The 14,118-nt window shown below is 63.0% G+C and carries 12 protein-coding genes; 3 read left to right on the top strand and 9 right to left on the bottom strand.

The window, feature by feature from the left end; translation table 11 throughout:
• Nucleotides 1-19: 19 nt before the first annotated feature.
• From VQ071_RS04925 to VQ071_RS04915, 3 genes are all read right to left on the bottom strand, one after another.
• Entirely contained in the window at nucleotides 20-1,879 is a 1,860-nt protein-coding gene (locus VQ071_RS04925) for a hypothetical protein (RefSeq protein WP_340512745.1), read from the bottom strand.
• Nucleotides 1,876-3,681, bottom strand: a complete 1,806-nt coding sequence (locus tag VQ071_RS04920; protein ID WP_340512744.1) for a DNA repair helicase XPB — start codon at nucleotides 3,679-3,681, stop codon at nucleotides 1,876-1,878. The genes VQ071_RS04925 and VQ071_RS04920 overlap by 4 nt, the downstream gene beginning before the upstream one ends.
• Before the next feature lie 664 nt (nucleotides 3,682-4,345).
• Nucleotides 4,346-5,527 (bottom strand): M20 metallopeptidase family protein, encoded by a 1,182-nt coding sequence (locus VQ071_RS04915; RefSeq protein WP_340512742.1) that lies wholly within the window; start codon nucleotides 5,525-5,527, stop codon nucleotides 4,346-4,348.
• A gap of 202 nt (nucleotides 5,528-5,729) precedes the next feature.
• Between VQ071_RS04915 and VQ071_RS04910 the strand changes: the two genes are divergently transcribed.
• The gene (locus tag VQ071_RS04910; RefSeq protein ID WP_340512741.1) at nucleotides 5,730-6,074 is read left to right on the top strand and encodes a YugN family protein; all 345 of its coding nucleotides are present in this window, start codon (nucleotides 5,730-5,732) and stop codon (nucleotides 6,072-6,074) included.
• Nucleotides 6,075-6,094: 20 nt separating this feature from the next.
• Nucleotides 6,095-7,279 carry a putative lipid II flippase FtsW gene (gene ftsW, locus VQ071_RS04905; RefSeq protein WP_340512740.1) on the top strand — a complete coding sequence of 395 codons (1,185 nt, stop codon included), beginning with the start codon at nucleotides 6,095-6,097 and terminating at the stop codon, nucleotides 7,277-7,279.
• Nucleotides 7,280-7,326: 47 nt separating this feature from the next.
• Here ftsW and VQ071_RS04900 read toward each other — a convergent pair whose 3' ends face one another.
• On the bottom strand, nucleotides 7,327-7,719 hold the full coding sequence (locus VQ071_RS04900) for an Asp23/Gls24 family envelope stress response protein (protein ID WP_340512739.1): 393 nt from the start codon (nucleotides 7,717-7,719) through the stop codon (nucleotides 7,327-7,329).
• Nucleotides 7,720-7,871: 152 nt separating this feature from the next.
• On the opposite strand from VQ071_RS04900, the gene cax reads away from it, so the two are divergent.
• Nucleotides 7,872-8,930, top strand: coding sequence for a calcium/proton exchanger (gene cax / locus VQ071_RS04895; protein WP_340512737.1), 1,059 nt, complete (start codon nucleotides 7,872-7,874; stop codon nucleotides 8,928-8,930).
• 95 nt (nucleotides 8,931-9,025) lie between these two features.
• On the opposite strand, the gene VQ071_RS04890 is transcribed toward cax, so the two are convergent.
• The 5 genes from VQ071_RS04890 to VQ071_RS04870 all read right to left on the bottom strand — a co-directional run bounded on the left by VQ071_RS04890 (nucleotide 9,026) and on the right by VQ071_RS04870 (nucleotide 13,817).
• Complete coding sequence (locus VQ071_RS04890; RefSeq protein ID WP_340512736.1) at nucleotides 9,026-9,325, bottom strand: YlaN family protein; 300 nt, start codon at nucleotides 9,323-9,325, stop codon at nucleotides 9,026-9,028.
• A gap of 163 nt (nucleotides 9,326-9,488) precedes the next feature.
• Nucleotides 9,489-10,091 carry a DedA family protein gene (locus tag VQ071_RS04885; protein WP_340512735.1) on the bottom strand — a complete coding sequence of 201 codons (603 nt, stop codon included), beginning with the start codon at nucleotides 10,089-10,091 and terminating at the stop codon, nucleotides 9,489-9,491.
• Nucleotides 10,092-10,235: 144 nt separating this feature from the next.
• Nucleotides 10,236-10,475, bottom strand: a complete 240-nt coding sequence (locus VQ071_RS04880) for an HPr family phosphocarrier protein (RefSeq protein WP_340512734.1) — start codon at nucleotides 10,473-10,475, stop codon at nucleotides 10,236-10,238.
• A gap of 83 nt (nucleotides 10,476-10,558) precedes the next feature.
• Nucleotides 10,559-11,674, bottom strand: a complete 1,116-nt coding sequence (locus VQ071_RS04875) for an aminopeptidase (protein WP_340512733.1) — start codon at nucleotides 11,672-11,674, stop codon at nucleotides 10,559-10,561.
• A 163-nt stretch (nucleotides 11,675-11,837) separates the two neighbouring features.
• The gene (locus VQ071_RS04870; protein ID WP_340512732.1) at nucleotides 11,838-13,817 is read right to left on the bottom strand and encodes a GGDEF domain-containing protein; all 1,980 of its coding nucleotides are present in this window, start codon (nucleotides 13,815-13,817) and stop codon (nucleotides 11,838-11,840) included.
• Nucleotides 13,818-14,118 lie beyond the last annotated feature (301 nt).

The following is a 14,118-nucleotide window of genomic DNA, read 5'->3' as shown; positions in this document are numbered from 1 at the left end:
ACATATTCGCCGCACAGGGTCAAGAGATCGGCCGTTCGGATGACGCCGGCGCCGCGCCCGGGAGCAGAATCATCGTCTCCCCGATCTCCTCGGCGCCCAGCGCGATCGTGCCGGCGGCACAGATTGGCCGGCCGCTCGCCGCCTCCCGCACGAACGATCTCCCTTCGACGCGCCACTGCTCGCCGCCGGTCAGCAGCCGCTCCGGGATCAGATCGATCCATTCCCCGCTCCTGTTCAGGCGCAGCGCGGCGCGCCAGCCGATCGCCCGCTCCACCAGCTCCCTCCGGGTGGAGGCGTGATAGAGGGCCGGCTGTCGCAGCCAGCCCGGCGGGATGCCGTCCGCGCCCGGATACAGGCCGAGGGAGAGCAGGGGCGGGTGCGAATCCCACACGTACCGCTCGGAAGCTGAGGCGGCCGGGACGCGCCGGGCATCCGGACTTCGGCCGCGAGCCAAACGGGCCGGACTGCCGTCCCCGCCGCCGGCCGGGCGGTCCGCAGCCGCCGATGCGGGGGGCGGATCGCCCGCCCCCGCCGCAGTCCACGCCCCGCGCTCCGCGGGCGGCCGGTCCATGCCCCACCAATCGCGCAGCGCGACGCCGGCAGCGGCAGGGACGGACGCGCCCGTCCCGCGCTCCAGGATGGCCTCCGCCTGCCCCAGCGCAAGACCAAGCGTCCGCGACCGGCGGCAGTAATCCGGGTCCAGCCGATAGACGGCGACGACATCCTCGCTCAAGCGGCGCGCGACCAGCTCCAGCTCCCAGCGCACGCCCGGCGGCACCTCCGGCGGCACGATCGCTTCCAGATCCGGCATCAGCTCGTAGCGTCCGCCGTCCGCGATCGTACCCGTTTCCCCCGGCTCGGAAGCAGCGGGCGCCATCGTCCATCGCAGCGCCGCGCCATCCGCATCGCTGCCCGTCTCCGCCCAGCCGGCCGCACGCAAAAAGCGGATCCAGCCGCCGGTCGCCTCGGCCGCCTCGCGGGTCGGCATTTGCGCGATAATATCTTGCTCCCTGTACCATCGCATAGGCGCCAGATCGCGCAGCGATTCGGCGGCAAGGCGGACGCCCGGCCGGTCCTCCGGCAGCAGGCAGCGGATAGCCAGCTCCAGCAAATATCGCTCGGCCGCAGCGGCGGGCATCTGAAGCCACCGCTTCGCCGCGTCGTTCGGCTCGGCGACGATCGCGTCCGCAGCCTGCCTCAGCATCCCGGCGGACAAGCCGAGCCGGACCGCCAAGGCGGCCGTGGGCGGTACGCCCTCCCACGCCGGAAGCGCCGCGGTGTACGGGATCTCCTCCGGCTGGAGTCGCATGGCGCCGGCAACGCCGGCCGCCTCGCGCTTGCGCGGATCGCCGCTGGCTTTGAGCGGCAATCCGGTCCTGCGGATCGCCGCCCAGGCGCAGATCAGCTCGTGCGAGAGCGGCGCCGCTGCGGCATCGCAGCCCTCCATCCAGACATGCGCCGGCAGCGGATCGACGCGCAGCGGGAGCAGCAGACTGCGCCAGACGGGATACATGTCCTCGGGCAAGAGCAGCAGCCGATCGCCCCACGGCCGGCTCATCGCGAATAGAATGCCGTCCCTGCGCAGCAGCTGGACGGCCAGGCGCAGCTCCGCGCCCGTCCAGCCGATCCCGGGGCGCCCGCCCTCGGGCGCAAGCTTGTCCTCCGCGAACGCCGAGCAGCCGAAGCGCTTGACAATCAGCGCGAGCGCATCCCGGGCGAGCGGCGGCGCACCGACCGCCCACCGGGCGGCCCGGTCCGGATCCGCCAGCACATCGGACAGATGCCGCTCCTCCGTGAGCCAATCGCGCGTCCACGGGCTCTCCGCGAGCCATGCCTGCGCGCTCTTGGGCAGCTCGCGCACAATGTCCCGCGCATTCATGGGCCATCGCCTCCGTGCGCGGAGACGACGGAGGCGCGGGCTTCGGCCGCCGCACGCGAATGACGGTCCGCGCCCGCTTCGGCCCAGCGGCTCACCTCGTACCTGTAGCCCTGCTGCACGAGGAACTGCTGCCTGCGGCGCGCATATTCCACCTCATCCGTCTGATCGCTGACGAGCGAATAGAACGAAGCCTCCGTCCCGCCGCGCTTGGGACGCAGGATGCGGCCCAGTCGCTGCGCCTCCTCCTGGCGGGAGCCGAAGCTGCCGGAGATCTGGACAGCCACGGCGGCGTCCGGCAGGTCGACCGCGAAGTTCGCGACCTTCGACAGCGCGAGCGCCCGGATCTCGCCCCGGTTGAACCGGTCGAACAGCGTCTGCCGCTCGCCGTGCGGCATATCGCCCGTGACGAGCGGGAGGCCGAGCTCTCCGGCTACGCGGCGCAACTGGTCCAGATATTGTCCGATCACGAGCGCCTGCTCCCCCTCGTGCCTGTCCAGCAGCGCCCTCACGACTTCGGCCTTGCGCGGGTTCTCTCCCGCGATCCGGCTCCGCGCCCGCGCGGGCGCCTCCGCATAACGCGCGGCGCTGTCCGCGTCCAGAGGCACTCTCACCTCGCAGCAGGACGCCTCGGCGATCCAGCCTTCGCGCTCGAGGCTTTTCCACGGCGCTTCGTATACTTTGGGGCCAACGAGGGCGAAGACGTCGCCCTCCCTGCCATCCTCCCGTACGAGCGTCGCCGTCAGGCCGAGCCTGCGCGTCGCCTGCAGATCGGCCGTCAGACGGAAGACCGGCGCGGGCAGGAGATGGACTTCGTCATAAATGATCAATCCCCAGTTGCGGTCCTGAAACAGCGGCCAGTGCGAGTAGCCCCCGTGCTCGCCGCCGCGGCTGGTCAGCACCTGGTAAGTCGCGACAGTGACGGGCCTGACCTGCTTGGAGGTGCCCGTATAGGCGCCGATCTGTTCGTCGCCCAGCGTGGTGGCTCTCCGCAGCTCCCGCATCCACTGCGTCACCGAGACCGTATTCGGCGTCAAGATCAGCGTCTCGCAGGCGAGACGGGACAGCGCGCCGATGCCTACCCAGGTTTTGCCCGCACCGCAGGGCAGCACGACAACGCCGCTGCCCCCGGCGGCGCTGCCGATGCCCCCGGCGCTTGCGCCGCCGTCCGGTGCGCCTGTATCCCCGGCACCGCCGAGCAGCGCGTCGACCGCGGCCTGCTGATAGCCGCGCAGCATGGGCCCGGCATCGTCTCCTCCCGCGCCGCGCAGCTGCAGCGGCAACGGCTGTCCGCTCCGGTAGCCGGCTTCGTCGACGACGGGATAGCCTGCCAGCGCCAGCTCCCGCTTGAGCCAGCCGCGAACCTCGGGACGGACGACGGCATGGCTGCCGTCCCTCCCGACGGACAGCCAGCCGGACACGCTCTTCAGCGCCGCGATGTCGGCCAGCAGCCGGGGATCTGCCGCCGTCAGCCTCAGCTCGCCGCCCGCCATGCCGAGCCGCAGCTGTCCGTATCTGGCGAATTGCAGCGCCAGCTCCCGCTCCAGCGCGCCAGGCACGCCATATCTGGACAATGCGCGCAGTTCGCCTAGCGCGCGGCCTGCGGTCCAGCCCGAAGCGGCTGCGTTCCATATGGTAACCGGCGTGATCCGGTAGGTGTGAAGATGGCCCGGACGCTTGCGGAGCTCCGCGATCGCGCGCAGCAGCTCCTGCGCCTCTTCGAAGCTCGGCAGCCGCTCGTCCAGCAGCAGTGTGCCGTCCGATTGTGCGATGATCGGAGCGGCATTCGTGCGGGATAGCGTCATGGTCGATCGCCTCCTTTTTATACCAAGGATGCCCCGAACCCGGCGATTATAAGCGCCCGGCATGACGAGCGTGACGCGAGACAATAGCCCGTTCGTCGAATGACAGCGATGCGGCCCGAAGGAAGAGAGATAATATCCCAGAGACGGCGTGCACCTGCGGAACCCTCTTTGTCGCGAGACATGCAGGCGCAAAGTTTGCGTATAGAGCGGGGCGACGGCAGCGGTTTGGGTGTGCAGACGCATTTCTTGCGCGTAGAGCGAGGCGACGGCGGCGGATCGGATGTGCAGACGCATTTTTTTTGCGCGTAGAGCGGGGCGACGGCGGCGGATTGGATGTGCAGACGCATTTTTTGCGCGTAGAGCGGGGCGACGGCGGCGGTTTGGGTGTGCAGACGCATTTTTTGCGCGTAGGCGCAGGTTGAAGCGAGCCGGCTGCGTTTGTAGCCGTACCTCCGCCCGCAGCAGATTCCGACGCCCTCGCCGCCTGTGAAGCACAAAAAGATCCGCCCGGCACGAATGCCTTGCGAATCCTCCGCACCATCCTTCACTACCACTCATCTATACCACTCTTCTATGTCGCTCCGCTCATCTGTACCACTGCGGTATCACTCGCGCCAACCGCTCACGTGAACCATGCTGCCAACCTAAACTTCTGGCTTCGCTATCAAGCCCGCCCCGAATCCCCCGCCGCGTCGTCGGCGACCGCGATGAGCAGTCTCGCCGCATGCAGCATGGCGCGCTCGTCGATGTCGAACCCCGGATGATGATGCGGAGCCGAGGTGCCGTCCGCGCGCCCGGCGCCGACGAAGAAGAAGCAGCCCGGACGCTCCTTCAAGTAGTAGGCGAAATCCTCGCCGGCCATGATGCGCTCGCACTGTCTGACCTCGCCGGCCGCATGCAGCTCGGAGGCCACCCGCAGCACGCGGTCAGCCTCTGCGGCATCGTTGACGACCGGCGGATAGCCCTCATAGAATTCGAAGCTGTAGTCGACGCCGTGCAGCTCGCAAGTGTGGCGGATAATATCGTCCATGCGGCCGCGCACGAGCTCCCGCACGCGCGGATCGAAGCTGCGGATCGTCCCGCTCAGCCTGCAGCTGTCCGCGATGACATTCCTCGCCGTGCCTGCGCGAATCTGGCCGATCGACAGCACCGCCGCCTCCAGCGGATCGACGCTGCGCGAGACGACGGTCTGCAGCGCGACGACCAGATGCGCGCCCGCAACCAGCGCATCCTTCGCCTCGTGGGGCAGGCCGGCGTGGCCTCCTTGCCCGGCGATCTCGATCTCGAATTCGTCTGGCTCGGCCATGAACGGCCCCGGTCGCGTCGCGACCGTCCCGCAGGGGAACGGCGACCACAAATGAATCCCGTAGACGGCGTCCACGCCGTCCAGCGCCCCGGCCGCGATCATGCCGAGCGCCCCGCCGGGCAGCACTTCTTCGCCGGGCTGGAACAGGAATACGCGCGTGCCCGCCGTTTCTTCCCGATGCATGCTGTAATATCTCGCCGCGGCGAGCAGCTGGGCCGTATGGCCGTCATGGCCGCAGGCGTGCATGACGCCAGGCACCGTCGAGGCGTATTCGGTCTCCTTTTCGTCCTGAATCGGCAGCGCGTCGATATCGGCGCGCAGCGCGATCGTCCTGCCGGGCAATCCGCCCTCGAGCGTGGCGATCACGCCCGTGCCCGCTACCCCGCGCCTGACCGCGAGCCCCCAGGCTTCCAGCAGATCGGCGATCATCGCTGCCGTCCGCGTCTCCTGGAACGACAGCTCCGGATGCATATGCAGATGCCTGCGCCATGCCACGGCCTGCTCGTGCAGCGCCGCCAGATCCTGTTCATGAATGCCCATTGCGTCCGTCCCCTTTCCCGTGCTGCGCGATATTGTTTCCTATTGTAACAGATACTCCCCCCTCCCGGCACGCCGCTCGCCGCGGAAGGCGCTGCCATCCCCCGGAATCGGGCGTCCAAGACGCTTGCAGAAGGTGTACAAACCGTCTATGATGGAGTGTGATACAGGCGCTTTGCCGCATTTTCCAAAGGAGGAACCTGGGATGATACTTGAAAATACGGGATTAAACGGCCTGCAGAGCGAATTGGCCACATTGGACGAATCGGCCGAGAAGGTAGGCTTCATCCGCTGGCAATGGGAATATACGCGGGCTACATACGATCTGAAGCTTACGGACGCGGGCACGAACAGCGACTACTTCCTTCGCTTCAGCACGCGCGCCGTCGAAGGCCGCCTGGAGCAGCCCGACGCGATCCTCGCGATCGAGGCGATCTATATCGGCCGCGCGACGTTCCCGCACGGAATGGAGTACGAATCGCCGGTTCCGCAGCCGATTCTTAATACAGCCACCCAGCGCTTGAACGAGCTCAGAACGCTGCTCGCCTGATCGGACGGAGCGATTACGCCATGAAGAATTCCGAAGGCACGCGCGGGGCGCCCGACTTTCTGCTGATGATCCTGACGCTGATGCTGGTCGGCTTCGGACTCGTAATGGTGTTCAGCGCGAGCTCCAGCATGGCCGGGGCCTCCGAGAAGTTCGGCAACGACGCGCTGTTCTTCACCAAGCGCCAGTTCGCTTGGGCGGGGCTCGGCACGTTTGCGATGCTCGTCATTATGAACGTGCCGTACGCCAAGTTCAAGAAACTTTTCCTGCCCCTCATGCTGTTCACGATCGTGCTGCTCATCATGGTGCCGTTTTTCTCGGCGATCAACGGCGCGAGCAGCTGGATTCGCTTCGCGGGCCTCGGCATTCAGCCTACGGAGCTCGCCAAGCTCGCCGTGATCTTGTACCTGGCGGCGATCATCACGAAGAAGCAGGACAAGTTCCGCGAATTCAAGCGCGGCCTGCTGCCGGTCATGATCGTGGTGGGCTTTATCGTCGGACTGATTATATTGCAGCCGGACTTCGGTTCCAGCGTCATCCTGCTGCTCACGGCAACGATCATCATCATCGCAGGCGGGTCCAATCTGAAGCATGTACTGCTGTCCGGCGTCGTGCTCGGCGGCCTGGCCGCTCTCGCACTCGGCATCTATTTCCTTGCCTCGGGCGACGATGGCGGTTACCGTATGGGGCGCATCACCGCTTATCGCGATCCGTTCTCGGACCCGCAGGGCACCGGCTTGCAGCTGCTTCGCTCGCTCGAGGCGTTCGGCCACGGCGGGTTCTGGGGCGCAGGTCTCGGCAATAGCGTACAAAAGCTTTTTTATTTGCCCGAAGCTTACAACGACTTCATTTTTTCCGTCATTGCAGAGGAACTCGGCTTCATCGGAGTGACGCTTTTTCTTATCGTATACGTTCTCTTCCTCTGGCGGGCGCTGATCGTCTCGCTGCGTTGTCCGGATATCTACGGCACGCTGGTCGGCGTCGGGCTCGTATCGCTCATCGCGATCCAAGCGCTCATCAATATGGGCGGTGTCAGCAATGCCATCCCGATGACCGGCGTGACGCTGCCCTTCATCAGCTACGGCGGTTCGTCGCTGCTGTCGCTCATGATCGGGATGGGCATCCTGCTCAGCATATCGCGGGAGTACAACAGGGTCGGCAGTACGCGGCCCGTGTCGAACAAAAAAAGCGCGTCGCTGCATGTATAAGCAGCGAACGCGCTTTTTCTATGTCCTGCTATGTAACCGTCGCCGTGCTACTTGACACGAACGGTCAACGCTTCCTCTTGCTCGGCGCCGGCCTCGTCCTTGAATGCGACGCCCTCCACCTTGACGTTCACTTCGACGACACGCAGGCCCGTCATGTTCTCCACCGCTTCGCGCACGTTGTCCTGAAGGCGGCGGCCGACCTCCTGAATCGGACTGCCGTACAGCACGACGATTCGCAGATCGATCGCGGCTTCAAGCTGGCCGACCTCGACGGATACGCCCTTCTGCGCGTTTTTGCCGCTCAGTCGCTTGGCCAGGCCTTCGGATATGCCCCCGGACATGGCGGCGACGCCAGGCGTCTCCAGCGCGGCCAGGCCGGCGATCGTCGCGACGACGTCGTCGGAGATTCGTATGAGGCCTTCCTGCATTTGTTCCGTCATCCGCGGACCACGCTCCCGTTCTAATAATGACTTCATTGTAAAGGAAGATGTGAGCGCGCGCAACCGATTGGGTATTGTACAAGTAGACTTGCATTGGATATATTAAGGAATGCCGGTTCGATACATATTTTTCCGACTCGAGGTGTTCAAGGTTGAAAAAGCTGTTTTTCCCGCTCTTGGCCGTCTTTTTCGTGCTGAGCGCCATCGCGCACTATGCGCACATGAACGCGGTGTTCCAATTCGTCGTCTCGGCGATCGCGGTCGTCTTCGTGGCCGGATTCCTCGGCAAGGCGACGGAAGCCGTGTCCCACTACGCGGGGCAGCGGCTCGGCGGATTTCTGAACGCAACCTTCGGCAACGCCGCGGAGCTCATCATTGCGATCTTCCTCGTCAAGGAGGGGCTGTTCGAGATGGTGAAGGCCAGCATCACCGGCTCCATCATCGGCAATCTGCTGCTCGTCCTCGGCGCCAGCGCATTCGCCGGAGGGCTCAAGTTCAAAGAGCAGAAGTTCAACATCCACCTGGCCGGACAGAACGCAACGCTCATGCTGCTCGGCGTCATCGCGTTGTTCGTGCCGGCGATCTTCGTGAAGACCGAGCATATCGGCAGTACCGACGCCTTCCGGATGAGCGAGATCGTCGCGGGTCTCCTGATCGTCGCCTATATCGGATGGCTGATCTACTCGATGATTACGCACAAGAGCTTCCTGGAGGATCATGCGGATACGCAGGCTTCCCACGGCGAAGTGCCGACCTGGTCCAAGGGACGCGCCATCCTGTTCCTCGTCGTCGCCACCGTGATGGTCGCCTTCGTCAGCGAATGGCTGGTCGGCACACTGCATACGTTCACAGACAAGTACGGCATGTCCGAGCTGTTCGTCGGCGCATTCATCGTCGCGATCATCGGCAATGCGGCCGAACACAGCGCCGCGATCATGCTCGCGATGAAAAACAAAATGGGCGCAGCGATGGAGATTGCGGTCGGCAGCAGCCTGCAGATCGCGCTGTTCGTCGCTCCGGTCCTCGTCTTCGTCAGCCTGCTGTTCACCAAGCAGATGGATCTGCTGTTCACGACCGTAGAGATCGCCGCCATCGCCGTCGCCGCCTTGATCGCCACCTCGGTGTCGCGAGACGGCTCCACGACATGGTACGAGGGCAAGCTGCTGCTGCTCGTCTACATCATGCTTGGTGTCGCCTTCTACTTCGTCTGAGACTCATCCCGCCCGTCAAAAAAAACCTTCGCCTGCGGCGCAATGCCGCGAGCGAAGGTTTTTTGACGGGCATTCGTCAGCCCCAGGCCGACGGCTCAGGCTTCGAGTTCAGCCTTCTGCGCCAGCGCTTCGTATAGCAGAGCCAGATTGCGCTCCAATTGACTGACCAACTGCTTGCCTTCCGCTTCTTCTACGAGACCCGCCCTTACCGCAAAATCGACCGCCCGAGAAAAGCCGTACATCTGCGTGTCCAGCACCTCTTCGTAAAGCGGGCATTTGCGGGTCGCCAGGTTCTCCATCTGGATGGCGATTAGTTTCTCGATCTTGCCGGCGTCTTCCTGCAGGAGGCGAAACGCCTTCTCGTTCAGACTCACCATGACATCCGATGAAGCCATTCCCACTCCCCCTGTGCCCAATCATACCGAATAGAATCGCATGCGGCATAGCCGTCCTATATTCGTTAACTTATGCTTCACTATTCATATTAGACGAAAAACCGCTTCAGCACAAGGACAGGTGGGAGAAAGAACGCGGGAGGCGCGCGCCGCTTCGGAGGCGTCAGCCCGTTTTTTTCTTAAACGAATATCGACGCAGCACCAACACCAGCACGCCGAGGCCCGCGAACAACAAAAATGCGAGCACCGCCTCGTGCTGAACGAACATCGCCGTCTCCCGCCAATGCTCGCCGAGCAAGACGCCGATGAGCTCGAAGGTGCTCGTCCAGGCGAGCGCGCCCAGCGAGGCATAGAACAAGAACGGCCTGTACGGGTGTCTGCCGAGTCCGATCGACAAGGCGGTCAGATGCCTTAGTCCCGGTACGAAGTAACCGACGAGCACGAGAATATGTCCCCACTTGGCAAAGCGGTCCTCATGCCTCGCGAGCTTGTCCGGCGTCAGACGGAGCAGCGCGCCGTACTTCGTCAGCAGCGGACGACCGAGCCATCTTCCCAGCAGGTAGCTCAGCGACATGCCGGCCACGCTCCCCGTGATCGATGCGAACATCGTGAAGCCGAGCTTCAGGTGGCCCTGTGCCATCAGATAGCCCGCAGCGGTCAGCAGCGCTTCGTCCGGCACGGGAATGCCGACCAGGCCGAGCGCCATCGCGAGGAACAAGCCGACATAGCCGTAATGGAAGACGAGCCCAAGCAGTTGATCGGTCATCGGATCTGTGCATCTCCTGGTGCGGGCAGCTGTCTGCCCGGGTTATGTAAGCAAGCGGGCTGCGGCATCCCTTGAAGACAAACACCCCGTCCGCTGGGACGGGGGAGAGCCGCTATGAACCGTGCGCGTATGCGCCCGCAGGCGTCAGTCTACGACCGTGACGTTCAGGTTGTGCTTGGCGAATACTTCGCCGAGCTCCTTCTTCGCTTCGTCGGCATCCGGTCCGTGCACGTGCAGCTCATAGGCATGTCCGCCTACCAGCGTCGTGAAGAGGCCGAGGATGCTTTTCACGTCGATATACTTGTTGTCGGCTTGAAGAACGATCGAAGAGCGGAACTTGTTCGCAGTTTGTGACAATTCTACGATTGCAGCGTTGTTGGTCATGGCAATCCCTCCAAGAATTAGGGTTCACGATTTCACTTCTCATCATACTCTTTATCGATCAAGCGTGGCAAGGGGTAAACGTTTTATTTGAGATGCTCCGGGTTCAAGCCTTCAAGTTCCGGGAGGACGAACCTTCCGTCCTTGCGGATGAGCACATCGTCGAAATAAATCTCGCCGCCGCCGTATTCGGGGCGCTGGATGAGGACGAGGTCCCAGTGGACGGCCGAGCGGTTGCCGTTGTCGCAATCCTCGTACGCCTGTCCCGGCGTGAAGTGCAGGCTGCCGGCGATTTTCTCGTCGAACAGCGTATCCTTCATCGGGTGAAGAATAAACGGATTGAAGCCCAGGCTGAACTCGCCGATATATCTGGCTCCCTCGTCCGTATCGAGCACCGCGTTGATCCTGTCGGTATCGTTCGCGGTCGCTTTTACGATTTTTCCGTTTTCGAATGTAAATGTGATGTTTTCATAAGTAAACCCGTTGTGCACGCTCGGCGTATTGTATGCGATCGTACCGTTCACGGAATTGCGGATCGGACACGAGTATACTTCGCCGTCCGGAATATTGCGCGCGCCGGAGCATTTTTTGGCCCCGATGCCCTTGATGGAAAAAGAAAGATCCGTGCCGGGCCCTGTAATGCGCACCTTGTCGGTCTTCTTCATCAGTGCGTGCAGCGGGTCCATCGCCCGGTCCATCTTGGCGTAGTCCAGATTGCACACGTCGAAGTAAAAGTCCTCGAACGCTTCTGTGGACCGTCCCGACAGCTGCGCCATCGAGGCATTCGGGTAGCGAAGCACGACCCACTTCGTATGCTTGACGCGCTGCTCCAGATGGATCGGATGACGGTGCAGGCTGTCGAACAGCGCCATCTTGTCTTCGGGAACGTCGGACAGCTCGCTCACATTGTCTCCCGATCGGATGCCGATATAGCCCTGCATGCGCTTCATGCGGTCCAGCTCGTACGCGGCCCATGTCTTAATCATCTCCGGCTCGGCATGCCGCAGCAGCGCGCGCGTGACGGAGCGGTCTTCGATCTCCACATGCGGATAGCCGCCGCGCCCCGCCACCTCCTCGATCAACGCCTTGAGCAGCTCGCGCTCGGGTCCGATCATCTCGATCAGCACATGATCGCCGGGCTGCACGTCGATGGAATAGCCGGCCAGATTGGCCGCCAGCTGTTGAATTCGCGCGTCTCTCATTGGTATGGCCTCCAGTCGTCTGTCGTAGCAAACGTTCATTCTTCGCTGCCTATTGTACCATTCCCGGCTACGCAAACGAAAATTACGGCGGCGAATGCAAAAAGGACAAGCGGGAGCATAGGCTCACACTTGTCCCCGGTTCGCAGCAAAGGCGGGTGAGATGTCACCCGACGGTCACGCAGTTGCGGCCCTGGTGCTTGGCTTCGTAGAGCGCCATGTCCGCCCGGTAAAAGAGCGACTCGACGCTGATCCGGTCGTCGGCCGACGACCACTCGGAGACGCCGCAAGAGACGGTTACCTTCGGCGCCGTCTCCTCCTCCACGCGGCTGCGAATCCGCTCCGCAACCTTGAGCGTCTGTTCGAGGCTCAGCTGGGGCAGATAGATGGCGAGCTCCTCGCCCCCCCATCTGGCCGCGATATCGCTCTCCCGGATGGCGCTGCGAATGATCGAGCTGACCTGGATGAGGATGGCGTCGCCGACCTGATGGCCGTACGTATCGTTGATTTTCTTGAAGTGGTCGATGTCGACGACGATCAGCGAGCCCGACGCGTCCTTCTCCTGCTTGCGCTGGATTCGCTCGTTCAGATAGTGGCGCGCATACAATCCCGTCAGATTGTCGGTGATGACCATCCGGCGCACCTCGGCATGCAGCGAGGAATTGGAGACGGCCAGTCCGATATGGGCAGACAAGACCTGGAGCAGCTTGTAGTTCTCGTACGAAAAGTGGTTCGGCTGACGATGCGTGACCATGATGGCTCCGATCACCTCGCCGTTGAGCAGCAGCGGAGAGGCGATCAACGAGCGCGAGCGCGTCGCTTCGAGCAGCTCGGATCTGACCGGCGTCGCCGAATGGTAATCCGACAAAATGATCGGCTCTCTGGTCGCCAGCATGACGCCGCAAAAGCCGTAATCGATCGCAAAAACTTCGTGGCTCAGTTCCGGCACGTTGGAGGAGATGACGCTAAAACGGTTCAGCTGGGAATCCAGCTGCAAAATAAAGCAAAAGTCGGCGTTAAAGATCGACATCAGCTCCGTCGTGGCGAACTGAATCGTATCGGACAGACGCAGGCTGCTGTTGAGCCGCTGCGTCAGCTCGTTGATGAGGCGCAGCTCGCCGATCAGCACGTTCGCCTGCTCGTGCATGCGCGCCTTCTCGAAGGCGGTGCCGGCGCCACTCGTCAGCGTCGTGACGAAGCGTATGTCAAGATCGTCGAACGGCTCCGCGGACAGATCGAGCCGCAGTACGCCGTACACGCCCTGCTTGCCGGCCAGCGGAAAAGCGATTCGCCGGTGTGCTCCTTCGCCGTCCTCGCGCCGCTCGCCGTCCATGAACGCCCGCCAGCACAGGTCCATATCCTGCTGATGAAAAGCGAGCGGCTGGACGCGTTCGTTGGTGCTGCTGTAATCCTGCGACAAAAACAGATTCGTCCGGCAGGTCGGATACAGCTGCTCGAGACTGCTGAACACCTCGGCCAGCACGTTCTCGACGTCGATATGGTCGTTCAGACGACGCATGATCTCCAGCAACCGGTCTCTGCGCTTGTCCTCCCGGCTCGCCATATTCGCCGCATACAGCTGATCTTCTATAAATAAGTGCTCGAATCGGCGGTACATGCAGCTCTTAAAATGCAGCGCCGCCGCCTGCAGCAGCTTCAGCTCACCGGCTCCGGCCGCTCCCGCGGGCGCCAGGCAGACGATGGCGGCGCATACAAATCCCGACGAGCGGCTGAAAATCGGTACCGCCAGCGTGTCCAGACCGACCAGCGCAGGATGGCGATGCTCATCCGCGCGCACCAGCGCAGGGCGGCACGAATCGAGCGCCATGCCGGCAGCAGTCGGTCCGGCAGCATTCAAGCGCCAGATGTCGGGCAGCGCCGCATCCGTGGCGGCTCCGGTCGCAGCGACGGCAGTATAGTCGGGATGCAGCAGTACGATCGGCCACCCGCTCAGCCACGGGAAGCCCTCGCTCTGCTCGATCCAATCCGCGAAGCTTTTTTCCAGCAACGCATGTATATAAGGAAGGTCCGCTTCCGTTAGTTCCTGTCCCGCTATCCATGACGGCAAGTCATCCGTAGCGCGGCAAAGCTCGATTCCTGCGCGATGATGTCGAACCGAGTCTAATTTTTCGCTTGGCCAACTCATCCCGGACCCTCCTCGCCACACTTCTATTCTAACTATACAATGGACTCGTGATTTTTGCACTAGAAAGCATTCAAATATCGGGACTTGCGTCTTGCGTCTCGACACTTATTGGCGCGCCGCGCGCCCCCAGGCAAATCCCGACGCAAGCCCCGTGCGATTGTGAGTTCGTCCTTGACATTCGCCTTGTATTTCTTATAATATCTATAGTTGAACATTGGGCTCATTGTTTGTGTCACCCTCACGAACGGTTCCCTCGGCAGGCAGCGGCTGAACTTCTTGCCGGGAAGAATGAACGGTTGAA

Origin of the sequence: Cohnella sp. 56, from assembly GCF_037963805.1 — a bacterium.
Lineage (GTDB): Bacteria > Bacillota > Bacilli > Paenibacillales > Paenibacillaceae > Cohnella.
This window is presented reverse-complemented; position numbering and strand designations above follow the sequence as displayed.